We start from the raw sequence: 23,312 nt of genomic DNA, 5'->3' as shown, positions 1-23,312 counted from the left end.
CGTGGGGCCGGGGCAGCTCGCGCAGTGCCTGAAGTGCGCAGGGGCTGCGGTGCGCCCGATCCTTGCGGTGAATGACGGGGCTTCCCCTGTGTTGTGCGGGCGTCAGGGGCCTTGGCAAGCCTATTAGTCTGGACCAACTTGTGCGGCAAGTGGTCGTACCGTCACGCGCTCCTTCCCCCCACACACACTCGGAGAATGCCGTGAACCGTCGAATCCTTCCGTCCCGAACGCCCCGGCTCTCACCACGTGGCCGCTCCCGGAGCGCGGCAGCCGCTCTCGTCGCGGTCTGCGCCCTGGTCGGCACTGCCGTCGCGCCGCAAGCCGCCGCCGACCCGCCGCCCGTCGCGTCGCGGGCGGCGGAACCACCCGAGCACGCGCTCGTCGGCTACCTGCACACCAGCTTCGCCAACGGATCGGGGTACACCCGGCTCGCCGACGTGCCCGACAGCTGGGACATCATCGACCTCGCGTTCGGCGAGCCCACCTCGGTCACCTCCGGTGACATCCGCTTCAGCCTCTGTCCGCCCGACGAATGCCCTGGCGTCGAGTCCGAGGCCGAGTTCAAGGCCGCGGTGAAGGCGAAGCAGCAAGCGGGGAAGAAAGTGCTGATCTCCATCGGCGGTCAGAACGGACAGGTTCGCCTCACCACACCCGAGGCCCGGGACACCTTCGTGGAGTCCGTCAGCTCCATCATCGACACCTACGGCCTCGACGGCCTCGACATCGACTTCGAGGGCCACTCCCTCTCGCTGGACGATGGGGACACCGATTTCGCAAACCCGACCACGCCGGTGATCGTCCACCTCATCTCCGCGCTGCACACCCTGAAGGAGCGTTACGGCGACGGCTTCACGCTCACCATGGCCCCGGAGACCTTCTTCGTCCAACTGGGGCACCAGTTCTACGGTTCCGGCCCCTGGGGCGGCCAGGACCCCCGGGCCGGCGCCTACCTCCCCGTCATCCACGCCCTCCGCGACGACCTCACCCTGCTGCACGTCCAGGACTACAACTCGGGACCGATCCTCGGGCTGGACGGTCAGTACCACACCATGGGCGGCGCTGACTTCCACGTGGCCATGACGGACATGCTGCTCACCGGCTTCCCTGTCGCCGGGGACCCGGACAAGACATTCCCGGCCCTCCGGCCGGACCAAGTGGCGATCGGCATGCCGGCGACTCCTCAGGCGGGCAACGGTCACGTGCCGCCCGCCGAGGTGGAGAAGGCGCTCGACTGCCTGACCCGGGGATCGGCGTGCGGCACGTACACGCCGCACGGCACCTGGCCAGAGCTGCGCGGCCTGATGGCCTGGTCCATCAACTGGGACCGCTACGGAGGTGACGAGTTCGCGGGTACCTTCGACCGGTACTTCGGCTGACACGGGCCGGTGCCGCGAGGCTCCCGACGAGCACGAGGGCGGGCGCCCCCACGGGGCGCGGTACGGGGCGGGCGACCTGCGCTTTCTCGCATAGGACGGGGGGCGCTTCGCGCACGCTGCGAGGCTGTGCCGCACCGCGTCACCGAGCTGTCCCGTGCCCTGCCGCGGTCAGGCGTCACGCTGCTCCGCCGCCGCGCCGTCGGAGCAGCCCCCGTGCCACCGTGACGGCGGCCCACAGCAGGAGTACCCCGAGTGCCCAACTCGCCGCGACGTCCAGCGGCCAGTGGTATCCGCGGGCGACAAGGCCGTAGCCGACAGCGCCGTTGAACACCGCGCAGGCGGCGACGAGGGACCACCGCCGGTACCGGGAGGCCACGGCTCTGCGTAGCAGCAGCACACAGGCTCCGAACGCGACGCAGGCGGTGGCCGCGTGTCCGGAAGGGAAGAACCCCGAACCACCCATCGAGGGTGGCCCCGGGCGGTCCGTCAGTACCTTGGCCAGGCTCACCAGGAGCGGCACGAGGGCCATCGCGACCCCGGTCGTCAGCGGCAGCGCCCACCAGTACGGGGCGTCGCCGTGCCGTCTCGTTGTGAACCACTGCCCTGTGGTGAGGGCGGCCAGCAGCACCGGGCCGACGAGCATGCCGCCCGCGTCGGCGAGGAACTCGGCCGCGCCTTCGGGAAGAGCGCCATCGTGGATGCGCCGGCCCAGGCGTTCGTCGGCGGTGAGCAAGGGTCCACGAGTGACCACCTGCCACGTGCAGACGGCGAAGATCACCACGCAGACGGCCGGAGTCGCCCACGCCCTGCGCGACGAACGTGGCGAGGGAGGAAGAGGAGGAGTCGGCCGACTCGGAACAGGGGGGGAGGTCCCGAGGCGGCCGACCAGACCGGTGGGCCGCGCGCCCCGGGGGGTGTGGGGCGGGCGGCGGTCCGATCCGTGAGGAGTCCCGGAGCGCGAGACCCCGGTGTGCGCGAAGGCACGGTCGGAACGGTGCTGCGTACGCCCCGTCCCGGACTCGCCCGCAGAGCACTGCGAGCGGGGTGTTTCTCTCATCTGCGCTCAACCTACGGCAGCGACGCGGCGGCCGACAGGGGCAACCCGCGGCCGACATCGCCCTCGCACACCTTCTTCACAGGGCCCGACGTGAGGGGGTGATTCCGGCCATGACGTGGCCCTGGCGCGCGACGCCGCGCACCAGGGCGCTCCCGGTACGGGCGCGTCCGGGGCGCGGCGTCGCGCGTGCGGTACCGCACGCGACGCCGCGTGTGCGGCGCGCACCCGCGGCGCCGCACACACTCACGGTTCTCTGGCTCAGAGGGCCGCGAGCACAGCCTCCAGCACGTCCAGGCCCTCCTTGAGAAGCTCCTCGCCGATCACCAGCGGGGGCAGGAACCGCACCACGTTGCCGTAGGTGCCGGTGGTGAGGACGAGGACGCCCTCCGCGTGGCAGGCCTTCGCGATCCGCGCCGTGGCCTCGGGGTTCGGCTCCTTGGTGCCCGCCTTCACCAACTCGATGGCGATCATCGCGCCGCGGCCCCGGACGTCGCCGATGATGTCGAACTTCTCCTTCATCTCGGTCAGCCGGGGCTTCATGACCGCCTCGATGCGCTGTGCCTTCGCGTTGAGGTCCAGCTCTCGCATCGTCTCGATGGCGCCGAGCGCACCGGCGCAGGCCACCGGGTTGCCGCCGTACGTGCCGCCCAGCCCGCCCGAGTGCGCCGCGTCCATGATCTCCGCGCGCCCCGTCACGGCCGAGAGCGGCAGGCCGCCGGCGATGCCCTTGGCCGTCGTGATCAGGTCGGGGACGATGCCCTCGTCCTCGCAGGCGAACCACTGGCCGGTGCGGCAGAAACCGGACTGGATCTCGTCGGCGACGAAGACGATGCCATTGTCCGAGGCGAACTGCCGGATGGCCGGCAGGAAGCCCTTGGCCGGTTCGATGAACCCGCCCTCCCCGAGTACCGGCTCGATGATGATCGCCGCGACGTTCTCCGCGCCGACCTGCTTCTCGATCTGCTCGATCGCCTGCGCGGAAGCCTCGGCACCGGCGTTCTCGGCGCCGGTCGGCCAGCGGTACCCGTAGGCGACCGGCACCCGGTACACCTCCGGAGCGAACGGCCCGAAGCCCTGCTTGTACGGCATGTTCTTCGAGGTCAGCGCCATCGTGAGGTTGGTGCGGCCGTGGTAGCCGTGGTCGAAGACGACGACCGCGGTGCGCTTGGTGTGGGCACGAGCGATCTTCACCGCGTTCTCCACCGCCTCGGCGCCGGAGTTGAACAGCGCCGACTTCTTGGCGTGGTCCCCGGGCGTGAGCTCGGCGAGTTGCTCGGCGACCTCCACGTACCCCTCGTACGGGGTCACCATGAAACAGGTGTGGGTGAAGTCGGCGAGCTGCGCCGAGGCCCGGCGGACCACGGCCTCGGCCGAGGCACCCACCGTGGTCACGGCGATGCCGGACCCGAAGTCGATGAACCGGTTGCCGTCGACGTCCTCGACGATGCCTCCGTCGGCGCGGGCCGCGAAGACCGGCATGACCGACCCCACGCCCGCGGCGACCGTGGCGCTTCGCCGCGCCTGAAGCTCCTGCGACTTCGGACCGGGGATGGCAGTGACGACGCGGCGCTCCTGCGGGAGGGAGTTCATGGGGGCTCCTGGAGGGTCGGACGCTTCCGAAGTCAGCGCGGGGTCTGGATTCCGAAGCTTTCGATGGCTTTGTTCGCAGGCTAGGGGTGTGCGCCGAGTGGGGGCATGCTCCGATCGGGAGAAGTGCGCACGTGTCGTTGTCCGTCGAGGACAGTGGCGGGCTCCGGCCTGGGACACGGTGGCCTCGCGGGCGCCGACGCGGCCGGCCGACGGTGCGCACCGCGTCCTCGGCCCGATGCACGCCCGGGCGCCTCGCCGCGCAGTGCGCCGCGCGTGCGCACCCGCCCCGTACGGTGCCCAGCGCCGGGCGCGTTTCCGCAGGTCGCCCGCGCAGTACGGGGCGACGGGGCGGTGGGGCAGTAGATTGGCGACCGGGACTGACGGACCGGCAGGCCAGGGGGCAGGACGGATGGACAACGACGGCAGGCACGAGACGCGCGGCACGCACGGGCCGCCACCTTTCGACACCTCGGGGCGGCCTCCCTCCGTACCGCCCCCTATCAAGCCGTCGTCCCAGGCTGTGCCGCCACTTCCACCTGTGCCGCCGCCTCCGCGTCATGGCGGCGCGTCCGCCGGGGCCGGCCAGCCTGGAATCCCGCCCCGCCCCCTCACAGTCCCTGAGGCGCTACCCCCGCGTCCCGCCGGCGCCCCGCCCGGTGCCGTGCCGCCGGACGGAGCCTCGTTCGTCGCCTGGCTCCGGACCGAGCGGCCTCCGGCGAGCCCGGGGATCTGGCGGTACGGGCACACGCCCCGGCCGGAGAAGGAGCCGGAGCCGGTTCCTGGGCGCCAGCTGATCACCGGGGCGCTGATCGCCCTTCTGGTCGGCTGGCTGGTCTGGTCCCTGCTCCAGAACCACTACCTCGGCAGTTGGTGGCTCGTCCCACTGAAGCTGTTCACGCCGGACTCTTGGAGGTCGGGGGGGCGGGTGACGAGTGCGGTGGTGTACAACGCGTACAACGCCCTCGTGATCACGGGCATCCTCACCGTCGTAGCCCGGTTGGGCCGATGGAGCGAGGTGTGGCACCGTTACGGGCTCCCCGCATGGCGCCGCGCGGTGCCAGCCGCACCTGCGGCGCCGCCGTCGGCCGAGGAGGATCCGGCGCAGTGGCCCCAGCTCCGTGCGGGCGGGGCGCCCGAGGCGGCGGAGCGCCTCGCCGCGGAGACCGGGGCGGGCGTCATGCGTGACGTGGACCACGCCCGCATCACCCGCGCGTGGCAGGCGGTCCGGGCGGGGCGCCGCTCCCGCGAGGAGTTCACCCGTGCGGTCCTGGCCGACGGGGCCGGGGCCTGCCCCCACCCGTCCGGAGCCCGGGACCTCCCCGGCCGCGCCGCCGAACACGACCTCGTCACCGCCCAGGTCCGCGTCGGCGAGGTCGGCGACACGCCCCGCAACCCGTACGCCTTCCGGGGTGCCGGACTCGCCCTCGGCCCCGACCTGCTCGGGACGTCCCTGCTGGCCGTGGGCCCCGTAGGGGCGGGCAAGTCGGTACGCCTCGTCCGCCCGGTCGTCGAGAATCTCTGCCTGCTGGCGCTGGCCGGACGCGCCGCCGTCGTGGTCGTCTCCGCCGCCGGGTCGCCGGGTGCGGGATCGGCTGAGCAGTACGACGTCGTGGTCCGCCCCGGCCACCCGGACTCCGTCTACGACCTGGACCTCTACGGAGGCGCCTCCGACCCCGACGAGGCCGCCGCCGTCCTGGCCGAGGCACTGGTGGGCGACCTGGCCGACCCGCACACGGGCGGCGACACGCGGCGCTCGACCACGGTGCTCGCCCAGCTGATCGGCCCGTACGCCGCCGTGCACGGCCGCTTCCCGTCCGTGCCGGAGCTGCGCGAACTCCTCGACGGGGCGCCCGCCGCCCTCACCGCCCTCCGCAAGGACCTGGAGGACCTCGGCGACACCACCATGCTCCGCGAGCTGGACGCCCGGGCACGCCAGTCCGGCAGCCCCCATGATCCCGGCCCGGCGTTGGCCGACCGCATCGCGCTCCTGGACCGCCCCGCGTTCTCGTCGTTCTTCGATACCAGCGGCCGCACCAGGCCGTTCTCGCTGCGGGCCGTCGACCACCCCGTGCGGGTCCGCATCGACCTGCCCGAGCGCGGTCACGCCGACGCGTCGCGGATCCTGGCACGCCTCGTTCTCGCCCAGTTCACCGAGAGCGTGGCGGCCCGCGAGGACCCCTCGCTCTTCGCCTGCCTGGTCCTGGACGACGCCACCGGCGCCGTGACGCCGCAGACGGTACGCAGCCTGCAACGCCTGCGCTCCGCCAACGCCGGCGCCGTGCTCACCCTGCGCACCCTGGAGGAGGTGCCCCGCACGCTGCGCGGTCCCCTGCTGGGTGCTGTCGGCTGCCGCGTGGCCCTCTGCGGGCTCACTCCCTGGGACGGCCAGGATTTCGCCGAGGTGTGGGGCAAGGAGTGGACGGAGGCCCGCGATGTCACCGACCGCCAGATCGTCGCCGACGAGCCGCTGACCAAGGCCGCCCACTTCGTCCGGCGTGCCATCACCGGCAAGGCGCCCACCGCCCAGTCCGTGACCGTCCGCCAGGTCGAACGTGAACGCTGGTCCGCCTCCGAGCTGGCGCACGCCGTACCTCCCGGCCACGCGGTCCTCTCCCTGACGAACGTGCGGGGGGAGTACGCGCCACCGCTCCTCGTCGACCTGCGGAAGTGAGCCGGCGGGGCGCCGTGCCGCGCTCCGTACGCCCCGTACGGCCGCGGCGCAGGACGCCCCGTGCGGGGCGGTCCCGTGGGGTGACGAGGTCGCCGCGCCGGGCGGATCGTGTGTGCCGGTGAGGCAGAATCGAGGGTGGCGCTTCATACGCCGCGTCCAAGATCTCCCCGGTCCCTCGTCGGCCCCGCCGTCACCAGAAGGACATATGCCTCCCACGCTCGCCTCCCTCGTCCATCACTCCGCTCTCAAGCTCAGGGTGCACGCGGGCGAGGAACGCCTCGCCACCCCGGTGCGCTGGGCACACGCGAGCGAGCTGGCCGACCCGGTGCCTTACATGGAGGGCGGGGAGCTGCTGCTGATCACCGCGCTCAAGCTGGACGCCGAGGACCCGGAGGCGATGCGCCGATACGTGCGGCGGCTCGGCCAGGCGGGTGTGGTGGGGCTCGGCTTCGCGGTCGGCGTCCATTACGAAACCATCCCGGACGCCTTGGTGAACGCCGCCGAGGAGGAAGGGATGCCGTTGCTGGAGGTGCCGCGCCGTACCCCGTTCCTGGCGATCAGCAAGGCGGTCTCCGCGGCGATCTCGGCCGAGCAGTACCAGGCCGTCACGGCAGGGTTCGCCGCCCAGCGGGAGCTCACCAAGCACGCCTTGAGCGACGGCCCGGCGGGGCTGCTCACGGCCCTTGCGGGGCAGGTCGGCGGCTGGGCGGCGCTCTACGACGCCACCGGCGCCGTCGCCGCCGCAGCGCCGGACTGGGCGGCCCGCCGCGCCGCTCGGCTCACCCCCGAGGTGCGGCGGCTGCACGCGCGGACGCCGCCCGCAAGCCTCGTCGTCGGGGGCGACCCGGACCGGGTGGAGCTGCACACACTCGGCACGTCTAGGCGCCCCCGAGCCGCGCTCGCCGTCGGCACGGAGGCGCCGCTGGGCACGGCCGAGCGCTACGCGGTGCACTCCGCCATTGCTCTGCTCACCCTGACCACCGAGCGGTCCCGTTCCCTCCACGAGGCGGAGCAGCGCGTCGGCGCGGCGGTGCTCCGGATGCTCCTCGCGGGCGAGCCCGAGCACGCCCGCACCGTCGCGGGCAGCCTCTACGGCGACCTCCTCGACGCCCCGTACCGGCTCATCCTCGTGGAGGCCGCTTCCGCCACCGCCGCCCGCGCCCACGCCGACGGGCGCACCGTGCCCCACGGCGCGTCCCCGCCCCGTCCCCGTACCGGCGCCCCGTACGGCGCGGCGTTGGTACGGCCCGGTGAACCCCCGGCAGGGCCGCTCGCCGCGCTCGCCGAACACGTGGAGGCCGCGGCCGCCCGTGCAGGTGAGGCGGTGCTCGCCGTCCCGGACGGGGAGCGGCTCGTCCTGCTGACGACCGACGGCGGGGCGGCCGCGGACGCCTGCGTCGGGTACGCGGCGGCCCTGGACCGGGCGCGCGCCACTGAGCAGGCGCTTGCCGGGGGGACCGACGAACCGGTCATGGGGCTCTCGGCCCCGGCCGGCCCGATCGCGGCGGCCACCGCCTACCGGCAGGCGGAGCAGGCGCTGTCCGTGGCCCGCCGCCGTGGCCGCGCCCTGGTGGAGCACGAGGAGGTGGCGACCGGCTCGGTGGTGCAACTGCTCGCCGACGACGCGGTGCGCGCCTTCGCCGACGGCCTTCTGAGGGCCCTGCGCGAACACGACGCGACGGGCCGCGGCGACCTCGTCGCCTCGCTGCGCGCCTGGCTCTCCCGCCACGGCCAGTGGGACGCCGCCGCAGCCGAGCTGGGCGTGCACCGGCACACGCTGAGGTACCGCATGCGCCGGGTGGAGGAGATCCTCGGACGTTCGCTGGACGACCCGGATGTCCGCATGGAGCTGTGGCTCGCGCTGAAGGCCACCACCGGCACGGAGTGACGGTGACCGCCCCGCAGGCGCTGCGCGCGGCGTACGGCGGTCCGCCGCGTACCCGCCGCCCTCACGCCGGGGCGGGCGTCGAGACGCCGCGTCCCGTCCCTGACCTCACCGCTGCCGCGCGCCCCTCCGGACCGGACCGAGCTGCCAATCCGGAGTGGCGCCGCCCACGACTCATCCGCCCCGGACAAACGACGCTGCGCACTGGCGCCCCTACGGTGGGCTCAGACACCGTTACCGGTGCGCGGCGGCGACGCTGCGGGGCTGTGCCGCGTACCGCACCGGCCGGCCACCGGAACGGCCCTGGACCACCCACCGACTGCGGAAGGGCCGGAAATCTGATGACTTCCCCTCACGCCTTCTGGCTCGCCGGCCGCCAGGCCGCCGGCGACACCACCTTCGACGTGACCAATCCCTGGGACGGCCGGCTCGTGGGCACGGTCTCCGTGCCGGCCGAGCACCAGGTCGAGGAGGCGGTCGCCGCCGCCCACGCGGTCCGCGAGGAGTTCGCCGCCACTCCGGCCCACGTGCGCGCGGCCGCGCTCGACCACGTCGCCCGCCGCCTCGTGGAGCGGACGGAGGAGATCGCGCAGCTGATCTCCGCGGAGAACGGCAAGCCCATCAAGTGGGCGCGGGGCGAGGTCGGCCGCGCCGTCTCCGTCTTCCGCTTCGCCACCGAGGAGGCCCGCCGGTTCAACGGCGGTGAGGCCCAGCGCCTCGACACCGACGCGGGCGGCACGGGGCGCCTCGCGCTGACCCGCCGCTTCCCCCGGGGCGTCGTGCTGGGCATCGCGCCGTTCAACTTCCCGCTGAACCTGAGCGCGCACAAGGTGGCCCCCGCCATCGCGGTGGGGGCGCCGATCATCCTCAAGCCCGCTCCCGCCACGCCGCTCTCCTCGCTGCTCCTCGGTGAGCTGCTGGCGGAGACCGACCTGCCCGTCGGCTCCTGGTCCGTGCTCACCGTGCCGAACGACCGGATGCCCGCCCTCGTCCAGGACGAGCGGCTGCCGGTGATCTCCTTCACCGGTTCCGGCCCGGTCGGCTTCTCGATCCTCGAATCCGTGCCGCGCAAGCACTGCACCCTCGAACTGGGTGGCAACGGCGCGGCGGTCGTCCTCGGCGACTACGCCTCCGACGCCGACCTCGACTGGGCGGCCTCGCGCATCGCCACCTTCGCCAACTACCAGGGCGGCCAGTCGTGCATCTCCGTGCAGCGCGTCATCGCCGACGCCTCGCTGTACGAGCGCCTCGTCCCGAAGATCGTCGCCGCGGTGGAGAACCAGGTCACCGGTGATCCGTCCGACCCGGCCACCGACGTCGGCCCGCTGGTGAGCGAGGCCGCGGCGCAGCGCCTCGAACAGTGGGTGGACGAGGCGGTGAAGGGCGGCGCGGCGCTGCTCACCGGCGGTACGCGCGACGGGGCCACATACGCCCCGACGGTCCTCGCCGACCCGCCGGACGATGCCACGCTCTCCTGCGAGGAGGCGTTCGGCCCCGTGCTGTCGGTGCAGCGCGCCGACAGCGAGGAGGAGGCCTTCGCCGCCGTCAACGACTCCAAGTACGGTCTCCAGGCCGGCGTCTTCACCCACGACCTCCAGGCGGCCTTCCGCGCCCACCGGGCTCTCGAGGTCGGCGGCGTCGTCATCGGTGACGTGCCGTCCTACCGTGCCGACCAGATGCCGTACGGCGGTGTCAAGGAGTCCGGTGTCGGCCGGGAAGGCGTCGCGTACGCCATGGACGACTACACCTACGAGCGGGTCATGGTCCTCACCGGCCTCGACCTCTGAGCAGCTCGGCCGCCCCGTGCGGGGCCGGACGCCGCGACGCGTCCGGGCCCGCACGGCGTTCGGAGCGGCGGAGCGCCGGGAGCCAAGACGGGCCGTGCGGGCCCGCGCGCTCTGCCACGCCCTTGGCGGTCCCCGTAGGCTGCCGGACACCATGACCCAGAATCAGTCTCCGGCCCGCCGCACGGGGCCCCACAGCCCCGCACCGGGTGTGCCCGGTACAGCCCGTGGCGAGAGCGCGGCGGGGCGCGGGACGGCGCCGGAGCGGCGGCCGGGCCGTACCGAGGCCGCCGGCGTGCGCCGGATCAACCTGAGCCGGGTGGCCCTGGCCGTGCACGACGAGGCGGAGATCACCCGCGCTGCCGTGGCCGAGCGGCTCGGGCTGACCAGGGCGGCGGTCTCGTCCCTGGTGGAGCAGTTGATCGCAGCGGGGTTCGTCGCCGAGTCGGGCAAGACCTTCAGCGGGCAGGCGGGGCGTCCCGGCACTGCTCTGACCATGGCCAGAACCGGCCATGCCGGACTGGGGGTCAGCGTCGACGTCGACGCGCTCACCGTCTGCCTGGTCGACCTCGCGGGCACGGAGCGGCTGCGCCTCATCGAGACGGGGCGGCATGCCGGGAGCGACCCCGGCGCCGTACTGCGCGACGCCGCACTGCTCACGGGGCGTGCCCTGCGCGAGGCGGCGGGTGAGGGGCTGGTGCCCGCCGGGGTCGACTTGGCCCTGCCGGGCCTCGTCGCCGACGGCGTCGTCCGCCAGGCACCCAACCTCGGCTGGAACGCGGTACCCGCCGCCGAACTGTTCGCCGAGACACTGCGCGCCGAGGGCACGGAACTACCGGTCGGCTCCGACAACGAGGCCAACTCCGCCGCACTGGCCCAGCTCTGGTCGGGGGCACCGGGCGGCGCCCGGTCCTTCGTCTACCTGAGCGGCGACATCGGCGTGGGCGGCGCCGTCGTCCTCGACGGTGACCTGCTGCGCGGCGCGCACGGCTTCGCGGGAGAGATCGGCCACCTGGTCGTCGACCCGAACGGCCCCGACTGCCGCTGTGGTTCGCGGGGCTGCCTGGAACGGTACGCGGGCCAGGACGCCCTGCTCCGCGCGGCGGGGCTCGACGCCCGGGAGGGCGGCATCGCCGAACTGGGCCGCCGCGCCGCGGACGGGTCGGGAGCACCGGAGGCGCGGCGCGCCCGGCAGGCGGTCGAGCAGGCAGGCGCCATGCTCGGTGTCGCCCTCTCCGGAGCGGTCAACCTGCTCGACCCGCAGACCGTGCTCCTCGGCGGCCTGTACCGCGAACTCACCCCGCATCTCGCCCCGGCGGCCGAACGCGAGCTGGAACGCCGCGTCGTCTCCGGCCTCTGGGGCGCCGGAAGCGGCCGCCTGTGCGCCGCCTCGCCCGCCGGCGACGCCGCGCGCGGCGCGGCGGGCCAGGTCCTGCGCCGCGTCCTCGCGGACCCGCTGGGGTACGGCGCGGCGCCTCCCGCGACGTACTGAGAACCGCAGGTGGCGCGCGACGTACGGGGCAGGCACAGACGCCCGGGGCGCCCGCCGTCGCCGCCCCGTGCGGCGCGGCGACGGCCCTCCTGGCGCCTCGCGCGCGGAGCGGACGTGGTCCGCGCCACGTCAGTTCGGGAGGACGAGCACGGCCAGGCCTGCGGGGCGAGCGCCTCCCGGCTTGCAGGACGAGCACCGCCGAGCCGGGTGACGCACGCTGCCGCACATACCGCATGCGCGTCCCTCATGCCGTACGTCCCTCACGTCGGCTCGGGGCGGCCCAGGCCCTGTGTTCTGTCACGAACGATCACCACATGCGCCGGGCACGGCGGTGGGCAGTTCGAAGGAGGGCACGACCCGTGCACCGCACCCGGCGCCGTCCGTGTGAGGGGGCGCTCGCCACATCGGGAAGGAGCGCCCTGCCCGGGAAGCGCTGCGGGCACGCCCCGTCGCCCCACCACCCCGGCGCACAGGAAACCGCAGGTCGCCCGCGACGTACGCCGCCCTCATGCCGCACCTCGCCCACCCCCGGGCGCGCCCACCTCACCCTTCAGCCGACACCCGTCCCGGCCAACACCCACACCCCACCCGGCGCCGCACCGGGACCGCCCTGCACACCCATCGGCTGCGGGGCGCGAGAATGGGGCGCATGACCGACAGTCCTGCCACCGCGGCACGCCCCTCCCCGCTCGCTGATCCGCACCTCGTCTTCGACGACGCGGCCGGGCGGCGCGACATCGTGATCCTCGGCTCCACCGGTTCGATCGGTACGCAGGCCATCGACCTGGTGCTCCGTCACCCGGAGCGCTTCCGGGTGACCGCGCTCTCCGCGGCCGGAGGCCGGGTGGACCTGCTGGCCGACCAGGCGTACCGGCTGCGGCCCCCCGCGGTGGCCGTGGCCCGCGAGGAGGCGGCCCCGCGACTGCGCGAGGCGCTGCGCGCCCGGTACGGAACATCGGAGCCGCTTCCCGAGATCCTCGCCGGCCCCGACGCGGCCACCCAGCTGGCCCAGTCGCCCTGCCACACGGTGCTCAACGGCATCACGGGCTCCATCGGCCTCGCCCCGACGCTGGCCGCGCTGGAGGCGGGCCGCACCCTCGCCCTCGCCAACAAGGAGTCGCTGATCGTCGGCGGCCCCCTGGTGAAGGCGGTGGCCAAGCCGGGCCAGATCATCCCCGTCGACTCGGAGCACGCCGCGCTCTTCCAGGCGCTCGCGGCGGGCGTTCGCGCCGACGTGCGACGCCTCGTCGTCACCGCCTCGGGTGGCCCGTTCCGCGGACGTACCCGCGCGCAGTTGGAGCAGGTCACCCGCGAGGACGCCCTGGCCCACCCGACCTGGGCGATGGGCCCGGTGATCACGGTCAACTCCGCGACCCTCGTCAACAAGGGCCTGGAGGTCATCGAGGCCCACCTGCTGTACGACATCCCGTTCGATCAGATCGAGGTCGTCGTCCACCCGCAGTCGTACGTTCACTCGATGGTGGAGTTCAGCGACGGGTCGACCATCGCGCAGGCCACGCCGCCCGACATGCGGGGCCCCATCGCGGTCGGCCTGGGCTGGCCGGAGCGGGTGCCGGACGCCGCGCCGGCCTTCGACTGGACGAAGGCCTCGTCGTGGGAGTTCTGCCCGCTCGACACCGAGGCGTTCCCGTCGGTCGGACTCGCCCGCCACGTCGGAACCCTCGGCGGGACGGCCCCGGCCGTGTTCAACGCCGCCAACGAGGAGTGCGTCGAGGCGTTTCTCGCCGACCGGCTGCCGTTCAACGCGATCATGGATACCGTCACCCGGGTGGTGACCGAGCACGGCGTTCCCGGAACGGGAACCTCCCTCACGGTCCCGGACGTCCTGGAAGCGGAGACCTGGGCACGCGCCCGGGCCCGGGAACTCGCAGCGGAGGCTCGCGCATGACGATCTTGTTGACGGTCCTCGGCATCGCTGTCTTCGCGTTCGGCCTGTTGTTCTCCATCGCGTGGCACGAGCTGGGGCACCTGTCGACGGCGAAGCTCTTCGGTATCCGGGTGCCGCAGTACATGGTCGGTTTCGGGCCGACGCTCTTCTCCCGCCGCAAGGGGGAGACCGAGTACGGCGTCAAGGCCATCCCGTTGGGTGGCTACATCCGGATGATCGGCATGTTCCCACCGGGGCCGGACGGGCGGATCGAGGCCCGGTCGACCTCACCGTTCCGCGGCATGATCGAGGACGCGCGGTCGGCGGCGTTCGAGGAGCTGCAGCCCGGCGACGAGACGCGGCTCTTCTACACGCGCAAGCCGTGGAAGCGCGTGATCGTGATGTTCGCCGGGCCCTTCATGAACCTGATCCTGGCCGTGGCGATCTTCCTCGGCGTGTCGATGAGCTTCGGCTTCGCCACCCAGACCACCACGGTCGGCGGCGTCCAGCAGTGCGTCATCGCGCAGAGCGAGAAGCGCGACACCTGCCGCCAAAGCGACCCTGTCTCACCCGCCCAGGCGGCCGGGCTCCAGGAGGGCGACAAGATCGTCGCCTTCAACGGCACCCCCGTGGACGACTGGGCGACGCTCTCCGAACGCATCCGCCAGACGATCGGGCCCGCCACTCTCACTGTCGAGCGGGACGGCGAGCGGACGCAGCTCCAGGCCACCCTGATCGAGAACCGCGTCGCCAAGAAGGACGCCGACGGCGAGGTGGTCAGCGACCAGTGGGTCCGTGCGGGCTACCTCGGATTCGCCGCGCAGACCGAGATCCAGCCGCTCGGCTTCGTGGACTCGGTCGGCCGCATGGGCGACATGCTGGAGAACGGCGTCGAGTCGATCATCGCCCTGCCCTCCAAGGTCCCGGCGCTGTGGGACGCCGCGTTCGACGGAGGGGAGCGCGCGGACGACTCACCCGTCGGCGTGGTCGGCGCGGCGCGCATCGGCGGCGAGGTGATGAACCTCGACGTACCGGCGCAGAACCAGATCGCGATGATGCTGTTCCTCCTGGCCGGATTCAACCTGTCGCTCTTCCTCTTCAACATGCTGCCGCTGCTTCCGCTGGACGGCGGCCACATCGCCGGTGCCCTCTGGGAATCGGTACGCCGCCGAGGCGCCCGCGTCCTGCGCCGACCGGACCCGGGGCCCTTCGACGTGGCGAAGCTGATGCCCGTCGCCTACGTGGTGGCCGGGCTGTTCGTCTGCTTCACCCTGCTCGTCCTCGTCGCCGACCTGGTGAACCCGGTACGCATCACCTGACCGGCCCCGTCGTTCCCCGGCCGGACGTGTGCCTCGCGTACACGCCCGGCCGGGGTTCTCGCGTTTCGGGGGACGGCTCTCACGGGCCGGCCGGGGGCGGGCGGCATCCTGCTTCCGGCGGGCCGTTCACCTCGGCGTCCCGAATCTGTGGCCGAACTGTCGAACGGCCGACCGGGTGACCGGGCCGGACCCGGCCACCTCGCCCGTACCGTGTGGTCACAGGCGTTCCGGTGGTCACCCAGGGCCCGGCACGCCGGGGCACGGCAGGGGACGGATGTGCCGGGGGCCGCGACAGTGCCGTAATCTCGGTCGTCGGAGCCCGCCGATCTCGGGACCACGATCCACATCTTGGGGTTGCACAGCAGATGACTGCGATTTCACTGGGAATGCCGTCCGTTCCGACCCTGCTCGCCGAACGCAGGAAGAGTCGGCAGATCCAGGTCGGGTCGGTGGCGGTCGGTGGGGACGCACCGGTTTCGGTCCAGTCCATGACGACCACCCGCACCTCCGACATCGGGGCGACGCTCCAGCAGATCGCCGAGCTGACCGCCTCCGGCTGCCAGATCGTCCGGGTCGCCTGCCCGACGCAGGACGACGCCGACGCGCTCTCCGTGATCGCGAAGAAGTCGCAGATCCCGGTCATCGCCGACATCCACTTCCAGCCGAAGTACGTCTTCGCCGCGATCGACGCGGGCTGCGCCGCGGTCCGCGTCAACCCGGGCAACATCAAGCAGTTCGACGACAAGGTCCGCGAGATCGCCAAGGCGGCCAACGAGACCCGTACGCCCATCCGCATCGGTGTCAACGCGGGCTCCCTCGACAAGCGCCTGCTCCAGAAGTACGGCAAGGCCACGCCCGAGGCGCTGGTCGAGTCGGCCCTGTGGGAGGCGTCGCTCTTCGAGGAGCACGGCTTCCACGACATCAAGATCTCGGTGAAGCACAACGACCCCGTGGTCATGGTCAACGCCTACCGGCAGCTCGCCGCCGCCAGTGACTACCCCCTGCACCTGGGGGTCACCGAGGCGGGCCCGGCCTTCCAGGGCACCATCAAGTCGGCGGTGGCCTTCGGCGCGCTGCTCAGCGAGGGCATCGGTGACACGATCCGGGTCTCGCTCTCGGCGCCTCCGGCGGAGGAGGTCAAGGTCGGCCTCCAGATCCTGGAGTCGCTCAACCTCAGGCCCCGCCGCCTGGAGATCGTCTCCTGCCCGTCGTGCGGGCGCGCCCAGGTCGACGTCTACAAGCTCGCCGAGGAGGTCACCGCCGGCCTGGAAGGTATGGAGGTTCCGCTCCGCGTCGCCGTGATGGGCTGTGTCGTCAACGGTCCCGGCGAGGCACGCGAGGCGGACCTCGGTGTCGCCTCCGGAAACGGCAAGGGCCAGATCTTCGTCAAGGGCGAGGTCATCAAGACCGTGCCGGAGTCGAAGATCGTGGAGACCCTCATCGACGAGGCGATGAAGATCGCCGAGCAGATGGAGAAGGACGGCATCGCCTCCGGCGAGCCCTCGGTCTCCGTCAGCTGACCTCCGCCGCGCTCACGGCGCCGCTGTGCCCCGTCGCCCGCCCCGTACGGGGCGGGCGACCTGCGGTTGTGCCCTACGCCGGATCCCCGCGGCGGCCCCCTGGCAGCGGTGCGGCGTAGCTCTTCGCCTCGCGCCCGGTGCCCCGCGCCGCCCCCCGACCGGGGGCGCCCGGTGCCCCGCGCAGCCCCGGACCGGGGCGGGCGGCGAGCGCGGGGACCGCCGGGTACAGTGCGAAGAATCAGTACCCCCGCATGATGAGGTCCCTTCCCGTTGCTGACGCAGACCACCACCAGGGTCCTCGAACCGAGTGACCTGGGCGCCGCGCTCGCGATACTCGACCGCGAGCCCGTCGCCAATGCCTTCGTCAGCGCCCGCGTGCAGGTCGCCGGCCTCGACCCGTGGCGTCTCGGCGGCGAGATGTGGGGCTGGTACGAGGACGGCATGCTCCGTTCGCTCTGCTACGCCGGAGCCAACCTGGTCCCCATCTCCGCCACCCCCGCCGCCGTACGGGGCTTCGCCGACCGCGCCCGTCGCTCCGGGCGTCGCTGCTCGTCCATCGTCGGCCCCGCCGGCCCCACCGCGCGGTTGTGGCGTCTGCTCGAACCGAGCTGGGGCCCCGCCCGCGAGGTCCGCGCCCACCAGCCGCTCATGGTCGCCGACCGCATGCCCGACGGAATCGAGCCCGACCCGTACGTCCGTCGCGTGCGCAAGAACGAGATGGAGACGATCATGCCCGCGTGCGTCGCCATGTTCACCGAGGAGGTCGGCGTCTCGCCGCTCGCGGGGGACGGTGGGCTGCTCTACCAGGCACGCGTCGCCGAGCTGGTCGGGTCGGGACGGGCGTTCGCCCGCATCGAGGACGGCAAGGTCGTCTTCAAGGCGGAGATCGGTGCGGCCACGCCGCAGGTCTGCCAGATCCAGGGTGTCTGGGTCGCCCCCGAGTACCGGGGGCAGGGGCTCTCCGTCACCGGCATGGCCGCCGTGCTGCGCTACGCCCTGGCCGATGTCGCTCCTGTGGTCAGCCTCTACGTCAACGACTTCAACAAGCCGGCCCGTGCCTCGTACCAACGGGTCGGTTTCGACGAGGTCGGCGAGTTCATGAGCGTGCTCTTCTGAGCGTCCCGGCCCCGGCGGGACGTGCGGGCGCCTCGCGCGGCGCGTGCCCGGCCGGGAAAACGCCTGGTCGTGCGCCCCGTAGCCGTGCCGTGAGGCAGGCCACGCGGCAGACCGGCCCCTTCGTGGCCAGAGCGCCCGAAGCCCCGCTCCACGACGGCCGGGCCGACCGGCGCCCAGCCGCAGCTGCTCCCCGCCGGCCTTCCGTCCGCGCCCGGTGCGGCAGCCCGCACTCCGGCCTCCCACGGGGCGCGCCCCGTACGCTCCGCGCTGCGGCGCACCTGGAACCCCCTGCTCACCCGCCCCGTAACCGGCCCGCGCCCGGTGCGGCCCGGCCCCGCCCCTGCCTCGTCTCACCCCTTGACCCGGTTTGACATTAGCCACCCTTATACTCGATAAAGAAAGACCTTTGGGGATGGTTTCACGCCAGGTGAATCCAGCCAGGCGACGACCTGAGTGAGTGCCACATGTCCGAGCGTTCCGAAAGCACAGCCGAGCCGTTCCGTGGCGCGGCGGAGCGGGCATGGGAGCAGTGGCGTACCGAACGCCTGCGCGCCCTTTGTGCTCCGCAGGGCAACCTCGCCCTGGTCGAGACCAGCTGGCTGCCCGACGGCGAGCGCCCCGACCTGGAGGCGGCCTCACGGGCCCTTCCCGGCGGCGTCACCCTGACCACGGTGCGCCGTACCGACCTGGTGACCGGTGCCCCCGAATACGCGGTGCGCCGCTGGGACGCCGCGTCCCCCGCACTCCGGGCCTTCGAGGGCGTCGAGACGTACCCGTACGACCCGGCCTGGGTGCTGGAGGCGGAGTACACCCCTGTCGAGGGCGCCCGGAAGGTGCCGTTCGAGCACATCCGGGACAACGGGGGATCGCGTGAACTGGTCGTCCCCGGCGACATCGCCCTCACCGTCGGCGGCACCGCGTACACGCTGAGCGCCTTCGACGACGACGGGGCCCTGCTCCTCGTCTTCGGCGACCCGACCAACGGGGCCGAGACCTACGGCGCGGGCCGCTTCCTGTTCGTGCCGCACGACGGGGAGAGCCGACGGGTCGTGCTGGACTTCAACCGGGCCTTCGTGCCGCCGTGCGGCTTCTCGGACCAGTACAACTGTCCGATGCCGCCGCGGCAGAACCGCTTCCACGTGCCCATCGAGGCCGGCGAGAAGCGCCCCGTCTTCCGCGACGGCTCCCCGGCGCACTGAGCGCACCGCGGCCCTGCCGCACCCCGCCCCGTCCCGCGCACCCGTGCGCCCCGGGGCCCCCTCCCAGGGGCGCCTCCGCCCGCCCCGCAGCACGAAAGCGCCTAGCGATGAAACTGAAGAAGCCCGCCGTTCTCGGCGTCGCCTCCGCCGCCGTCCTCTCCGTCGCCCTGACCGCCTGCGGCGGCCCGGGCTCCTCCGCCGACGGTTCCGGCGGTGGCCAGCACGACATGGACGCCACCGTCGACATCGGCTCCCTCTACGAGCCGCAGAACCTCAGCAACACCGCGGGCGGCGGCCAAGGCGTCACCGAGGCGCTCGCCGGGAACGTCTACGAGGGCCTTTTCCAGCTCACCGACAAGGGCGACGTCGTCAAGCTCCTCGCCGAGGACCACAAGGTCAGCGACGACGGCCTGACGTACACCTTCACGTTGCGCGACGGCGTGAAGTTCCACTCCGGCAAGGCGCTGACCAGTAAGGACGTCAAGCACAGCCTGGAGCGCGTGATAGCCGACGACTCCCAGTCCGCCCGCAAGGCGAACCTGGAGGTCATGGAGGAGATCGAGGCGCCCGACGCGCGTACGGTCGAGGTCACCCTCTCCGAGAAGTCGATCTCCTTCATCTACAACCTCAGCTACGTCTGGATCGTCAACGCCGACTCCGACCCCGAGAAGCTGAAGACCTCCGAGGACGGCACCGGTCCGTACACCCTCGGCAAGTGGACCCGCGGCTCGGCGCTCAGCCTCGACCGGTTCGACGGCTACTGGGGCGACGCCGCGCAGAACAAGAAGGCGGTCTTCCACTACTACAAGGACGCCAACGCCCTCAACAACGCGCTGCTGACCAACGCCGTGGACGTGGTGACGAGCCAGCAGAGCCCCGACGCCCTCGAGCAGTTCGAGAGCAACGGCGACTACCAGGTCAACGACGGCGACTCCACCACCAAGCTGCTGCTCGCCTTCAACGACCGCGTCAAGCCCTTCAAGGACACCAAGGTCCGCCAGGCCGTCTCCGCCGCCATCGACGACGAGAAGCTGCTCGAATCCGTCTGGGGCGGCTACGGCAAGCCCATCGGCTCGATGGTCCCGCCGACCGACCCCTGGTACGAGGACCTCACCGGTGTCGACGCCCACGACACCGCCAAGGCGAAGACGCTGCTGGCCGAGGCCGGCTACGGGAAGGGCTTCAGCTTCACCCTCGACACGCCCAACTACGACCCGCACCCGACCGCGGCGACCTTCATCAAGTCCGAACTGGCCAAGGTCGGCATCACCGTCAAGATCAACACGATCACGCCCGACGAGTGGTACACGAAGGTCTACAAGAACCACGACTTCGAGGCGACGCTCCAGGAGCACGTCAACGACCGCGACCTCGTCTGGTACGGCAACCCCGACTTCTACTGGGGCTACGACGACCCCCAGGTCACCAAGTGGGTCAAGGAGGCCGAGCAGGCCGACACCACCGAGGAGCAGACCGAACTGCTGAAGAAGGTCGCCCGGAAGACCGCCGAGGACGCGGCGAGCGACTGGCTCTACCTGTACCCGCAGATCGTCGTCGCCGACAAGAACCTCAGCGGCTACCCGGTCAACGGCCTCAACTCCCAGTTCTTCGTCCACGGCATCAAGAAGAGCTGACCCGCCCCGATGCCCTCCTACCTGCTGCGCCGCCTCGGCTTCCTGCTCGTCTCGCTGGCCCTCGCCAGCGTGGTGCTCTTCCTGCTGCTCAGGACGCTTCCCGGCGACCCCGCCAACGCGCTCACCTCGGTCGGCGCCACCCCCGAGCAGATCGAGGCGGCGCGGCAGGCCATCGGCACCGACAGACCCGTACCCGAGCAGTTCGTCCACTGGCTCTCCCAACTGGCCACCGGCGATCTCGGCACCTCGTTCGTCAGCTCCCTGCCGGTGGCCCCCGAGGTCACCGCCCGGCTCGACGTGACGCTGCCGCTGACCGGTGCCGCGTTCCTGCTGGCCGTGCTGATCGCGGTGCCCGCCGGATTCCTGGCCGCGTACCGCTCCCGCACCTGGTACGGGTCGGTACTGAGCGCCGTCTCCCAGCTCGGTATCGCCGTCCCCGTCTTCTGGCTCGGCATGATCCTGGTCGCCGTCTTCGCCCTGAACCTCGGCTGGCTCCCCGCCGGCGGTTTCCCGCAGGACGGCTGGGCGGACCCCGGCGCCGCCGTCGAGGCCCTGGTGCTCCCCGTGGTCACCGTCGCCCTCGTCATGTCCGCCTCCCTCATCCGCTACGTCCGCTCGGCCACCCTCGACGTGCTCGGCAGCGACTACCTGCGCACCGCCCGTGCGCTCGGCTCGTCCTTCGGCCGCGCCATGTGGCGCCACGGCCTGCGCAACGCCTCCGTCCCCGTCATCTCCGTCCTCGGCATGGAACTGGCCTCCACCCTGCTCGGCGCCGTCGTCGTCGAGTCGGTCTTCGCGCTGCCCGGACTCGGCTCCCTGCTGGCCACCGGGATCGCCCAGCACGACTACCCGGTCATCCAGGGCGTCCTGTTCGTCTCCACCCTCGCCGTGCTGCTCATCGGCTTCGCCGCCGACCTCGTGCAGCGCCTTATCGACCCCCGCCTGCGCGGCCGGCTCTCGGGAGGGGCCCGATGACCACCCCCGTACCCGCCGTCACGGAGCTGTCGGGCAAGCCCCGCCGCCCGCGCCGCTCCGCCACCCTCGTCACGGGCTCGGTGCTGACCGGCCTCGTCGCCCTGCTCGCCCTCATATCCGCCGTCTGGCTGCCGTACGACCCCGAGGACACCTCCGGCGGTCGCCTCGCCCCGCCCGGCGACGGCCATCTGCTCGGCACCGACAAGCTCGGCCGCGACCTGTTCACCCAGGTGATGAACGGCTCCCGGATCGCCTGGGAGGCCGGACTCGGCGCCGTCGCCATCGCCGCGGTGCTCGGCATCACCCTCGGCGTCCTCGCCGCCTACGCCGAGGGGTGGCTGGACGACACGCTGTCGGCGCTCCTCGACATCCTCATCGCCTTCCCGACGCTGCTGCTGGCCATGCTCATCGTCGCCGCGCGGGACGCCACGCTGGGCTCGGCCGTCCTCGCCATCGGCCTCGCCCAGAGCGCCGTCGTCGCCCGCCTCACCCGCATCCTCGTCAAGCGCGTCCTCGCCGAGGACTACATCACCGCCGCCCGTACCTCCGGCACGAGCCGCCCGCGCATCGTCGCCGCCCACGTCCTGCCCAACATCTGGCCCACCCTCGTGGTCAACCTCGCCCTTCAGTTCGGCCTCGCCGTCCTCGCCGAGGCGGGCCTGTCCTACCTGGGCCTGGGCGCGCCGCCGCCCAACGCCTCGTGGGGCGGCATGCTCCAGCAGGCCCAGGCGACCTTCACCACCGCCCCGGCCGGGGCGATCGCCCCCGGTGTCCTCCTCGTCGTCCTGGTCGTCGGCGTCAACCTCATCGCCGACGGCCTGCGCGACACCCTCGACCCGGCCCGCCGGAGGTCCGCATGACCCTGCTCGACGTGCGCGGACTGACCGTACGGACCGACGAGGGCCGCGTCCTCGTCGACGACCTCGGCTTCGCCCTCGGTGCGGGGGAGCGCCTCGGCCTCATCGGTGAGTCGGGCTCCGGCAAGTCCCTCACCTCGCTGGCCGTCCTCGGCCTGCTCCCACCAGGCATGACGGCGACCGGTTCGGCGCGGCTGGCCGGCACCGAGGTCGTCGGTGCCCGCGAGAAGGAGCTCACCGAGCTGCGGGGGGCGCGCGCCGCCGTGGTCTTCCAGGAACCGCTGACCGCGCTCGACCCGCTGATGCGGGTGGGACGCCAGATCGCCGAACCGCTGCGCCGGCGTACCGGGCTCAAGGGCGACGCGCTCCGCAAGGCCGTGAGGGAAGCCCTCGACCAGGTACGGCTGCCCTACCCGCGCGGTATCGCCCGGGCCTTCCCGCACGAGATCTCCGGTGGCCAGCGTCAACGCGTCGCCCTCGCCATGGCCCTCGCCTGCCAACCCGACCTGCTCATCGCCGACGAACCGACCACCGCCCTCGACGTCACCGTCCAGGCGGACATGCTCGACCTGCTCGACGGCCTGGTCCGGGAACACTCCATGGCCCTGCTCTTCGTCAGCCACGACCTCGCCGTGGTCTCCCGGATCACCGACCGCGTCCTCGTCCTGCGCCACGGCCGCGCCGTCGAGACAGGCACCGTCGCGGACCTGGTGCACCGGCCGCGCCAGGCGTACACGGCCGCGTTGGTCGAGAGCGCGCGGAAGCTGGAGTCGGCGTTGGACGTGGGGGCCGGGGGATGACGGTGGGAGGCGGCTGCGGCGGGGGTGCGGTGGGGGCGGCGGGGTGGGCCCCGTGGCGCTGTGCGGGGCACCCCGAGAGGCGCGGCGCGGGGCGACGGGGCGCGCCCCGTACGTCGCGCGCGACCTGCGGAAACGTGGTTGGTGCCGGG

Annotated in this window: 16 protein-coding genes; 14 read left to right on the top strand and 2 right to left on the bottom strand. The window is 72.7% G+C overall.

Annotated elements, in window-relative coordinates; all coding sequences use genetic code 11:
- Nucleotides 1-200 precede the first annotated feature (200 nt).
- Nucleotides 201-1,376: a chitinase gene (locus Sdia_RS24420; RefSeq protein WP_189500512.1), complete on the top strand. Its 1,176-nt coding sequence runs from the start codon at nt 201-203 to the stop codon at nt 1,374-1,376.
- 175 nt (nt 1,377-1,551) lie between these two features.
- Here the strand turns inward: Sdia_RS24420 and Sdia_RS24415 are convergent, their stop codons facing one another.
- Entirely contained in the window at nt 1,552-2,109 is a 558-nt protein-coding gene (locus tag Sdia_RS24415; protein ID WP_229831600.1) for a phosphatase PAP2 family protein, read from the bottom strand.
- Between the two features lie 582 nt (nt 2,110-2,691).
- On the bottom strand, nt 2,692-4,023 hold the full coding sequence (gene gabT / locus Sdia_RS24410; RefSeq protein WP_124288230.1) for a 4-aminobutyrate--2-oxoglutarate transaminase: 1,332 nt from the start codon (nt 4,021-4,023) through the stop codon (nt 2,692-2,694).
- A gap of 409 nt (nt 4,024-4,432) precedes the next feature.
- On the opposite strand from gabT, the gene Sdia_RS24405 reads away from it, so the two are divergent.
- The 13 genes from Sdia_RS24405 (at nt 4,433) to Sdia_RS24345 (ending at nt 23,163) form a co-directional block, all read left to right on the top strand.
- Complete coding sequence (locus Sdia_RS24405; protein WP_229831599.1) at nt 4,433-6,694, top strand: ATP-binding protein; 2,262 nt, start codon at nt 4,433-4,435, stop codon at nt 6,692-6,694.
- Nucleotides 6,695-6,899: 205 nt separating this feature from the next.
- Entirely contained in the window at nt 6,900-8,582 is a 1,683-nt protein-coding gene (locus Sdia_RS24400; protein ID WP_189500510.1) for a PucR family transcriptional regulator, read from the top strand.
- Nucleotides 8,583-8,920: 338 nt separating this feature from the next.
- The gene (locus Sdia_RS24395; protein ID WP_189500509.1) at nt 8,921-10,366 is read left to right on the top strand and encodes an aldehyde dehydrogenase family protein; all 1,446 of its coding nucleotides are present in this window, start codon (nt 8,921-8,923) and stop codon (nt 10,364-10,366) included.
- A 151-nt stretch (nt 10,367-10,517) separates the two neighbouring features.
- Nucleotides 10,518-11,855, top strand: coding sequence for an ROK family transcriptional regulator (locus Sdia_RS24390; RefSeq protein WP_185393460.1), 1,338 nt, complete (start codon nt 10,518-10,520; stop codon nt 11,853-11,855).
- Nucleotides 11,856-12,495: 640 nt separating this feature from the next.
- The gene (gene dxr / locus Sdia_RS24385) at nt 12,496-13,764 is read left to right on the top strand and encodes a 1-deoxy-D-xylulose-5-phosphate reductoisomerase (protein WP_100457634.1); all 1,269 of its coding nucleotides are present in this window, start codon (nt 12,496-12,498) and stop codon (nt 13,762-13,764) included.
- Nucleotides 13,761-15,062 carry a M50 family metallopeptidase gene (locus tag Sdia_RS24380; RefSeq protein WP_100457633.1) on the top strand — a complete coding sequence of 434 codons (1,302 nt, stop codon included), beginning with the start codon at nt 13,761-13,763 and terminating at the stop codon, nt 15,060-15,062. The genes dxr and Sdia_RS24380 overlap by 4 nt, the downstream gene beginning before the upstream one ends.
- 365 nt (nt 15,063-15,427) lie before the next feature.
- Complete coding sequence (ispG, locus tag Sdia_RS24375; protein WP_100457632.1) at nt 15,428-16,582, top strand: flavodoxin-dependent (E)-4-hydroxy-3-methylbut-2-enyl-diphosphate synthase; 1,155 nt, start codon at nt 15,428-15,430, stop codon at nt 16,580-16,582.
- Between the two features lie 270 nt (nt 16,583-16,852).
- Nucleotides 16,853-17,698, top strand: coding sequence for a GNAT family N-acetyltransferase (locus Sdia_RS24370; protein ID WP_100457631.1), 846 nt, complete (start codon nt 16,853-16,855; stop codon nt 17,696-17,698).
- A gap of 464 nt (nt 17,699-18,162) precedes the next feature.
- Complete coding sequence (locus tag Sdia_RS24365) at nt 18,163-18,897, top strand: DUF1684 domain-containing protein (RefSeq protein WP_115068174.1); 735 nt, start codon at nt 18,163-18,165, stop codon at nt 18,895-18,897.
- A 107-nt stretch (nt 18,898-19,004) separates the two neighbouring features.
- A complete protein-coding gene (locus Sdia_RS24360; RefSeq protein WP_115068175.1) occupies nt 19,005-20,531 on the top strand; it encodes an ABC transporter substrate-binding protein in 1,527 nt (508 codons plus the stop codon).
- Nucleotides 20,532-20,540: 9 nt separating this feature from the next.
- The gene (locus Sdia_RS24355; RefSeq protein ID WP_100457628.1) at nt 20,541-21,506 is read left to right on the top strand and encodes an ABC transporter permease; all 966 of its coding nucleotides are present in this window, start codon (nt 20,541-20,543) and stop codon (nt 21,504-21,506) included.
- A complete protein-coding gene (locus tag Sdia_RS24350) occupies nt 21,503-22,366 on the top strand; it encodes an ABC transporter permease (protein ID WP_189500508.1) in 864 nt (287 codons plus the stop codon). The genes Sdia_RS24355 and Sdia_RS24350 overlap by 4 nt, the downstream gene beginning before the upstream one ends.
- Nucleotides 22,363-23,163 carry an ATP-binding cassette domain-containing protein gene (locus Sdia_RS24345; RefSeq protein ID WP_189500507.1) on the top strand — a complete coding sequence of 267 codons (801 nt, stop codon included), beginning with the start codon at nt 22,363-22,365 and terminating at the stop codon, nt 23,161-23,163. Before Sdia_RS24350 ends, Sdia_RS24345 begins: the two co-directional genes overlap by 4 nt.
- The last annotated feature ends 149 nt before the right edge of the window (nt 23,164-23,312 follow it).

The sequence above is a fragment of the Streptomyces diastaticus subsp. diastaticus genome, assembly GCF_011170125.1.
In the GTDB taxonomy this organism is placed as follows: Bacteria; Actinomycetota; Actinomycetes; order Streptomycetales; family Streptomycetaceae; genus Streptomyces; species Streptomyces diastaticus.
The sequence above is the reverse complement of the archived record's forward strand: the minus strand, read 5'-3'. Positions and strand labels throughout refer to the sequence as shown.

Excerpts from the sequence above, each read along its gene's own strand:
- Sdia_RS24350 (WP_189500508.1), top strand. The coding sequence starts at position 21,503 with ATGACCACCCCCGTACCCGCCGTCACGGAGCTGTCGGGCAAGCCCCGC.
- dxr (WP_100457634.1), top strand. The coding sequence starts at position 12,496 with ATGGGGCGCATGACCGACAGTCCTGCCACCGCGGCACGCCCCTCCCCG.
- ispG (WP_100457632.1), top strand. The coding sequence starts at position 15,428 with ATGACTGCGATTTCACTGGGAATGCCGTCCGTTCCGACCCTGCTCGCC.
- Sdia_RS24405 (WP_229831599.1), top strand. The coding sequence starts at position 4,433 with ATGGACAACGACGGCAGGCACGAGACGCGCGGCACGCACGGGCCGCCA.
- Sdia_RS24390 (WP_185393460.1), top strand. The coding sequence starts at position 10,518 with ATGACCCAGAATCAGTCTCCGGCCCGCCGCACGGGGCCCCACAGCCCC.
- gabT (WP_124288230.1), bottom strand. The coding sequence starts at position 4,023 with ATGAACTCCCTCCCGCAGGAGCGCCGCGTCGTCACTGCCATCCCCGGT.
- Sdia_RS24395 (WP_189500509.1), top strand. The coding sequence starts at position 8,921 with ATGACTTCCCCTCACGCCTTCTGGCTCGCCGGCCGCCAGGCCGCCGGC.
- Sdia_RS24380 (WP_100457633.1), top strand. The coding sequence starts at position 13,761 with ATGACGATCTTGTTGACGGTCCTCGGCATCGCTGTCTTCGCGTTCGGC.
- Sdia_RS24355 (WP_100457628.1), top strand. The coding sequence starts at position 20,541 with ATGCCCTCCTACCTGCTGCGCCGCCTCGGCTTCCTGCTCGTCTCGCTG.
- Sdia_RS24345 (WP_189500507.1), top strand. The coding sequence starts at position 22,363 with ATGACCCTGCTCGACGTGCGCGGACTGACCGTACGGACCGACGAGGGC.
- Sdia_RS24400 (WP_189500510.1), top strand. The coding sequence starts at position 6,900 with ATGCCTCCCACGCTCGCCTCCCTCGTCCATCACTCCGCTCTCAAGCTC.
- Sdia_RS24360 (WP_115068175.1), top strand. The coding sequence starts at position 19,005 with ATGAAACTGAAGAAGCCCGCCGTTCTCGGCGTCGCCTCCGCCGCCGTC.
- Sdia_RS24365 (WP_115068174.1), top strand. The coding sequence starts at position 18,163 with ATGTCCGAGCGTTCCGAAAGCACAGCCGAGCCGTTCCGTGGCGCGGCG.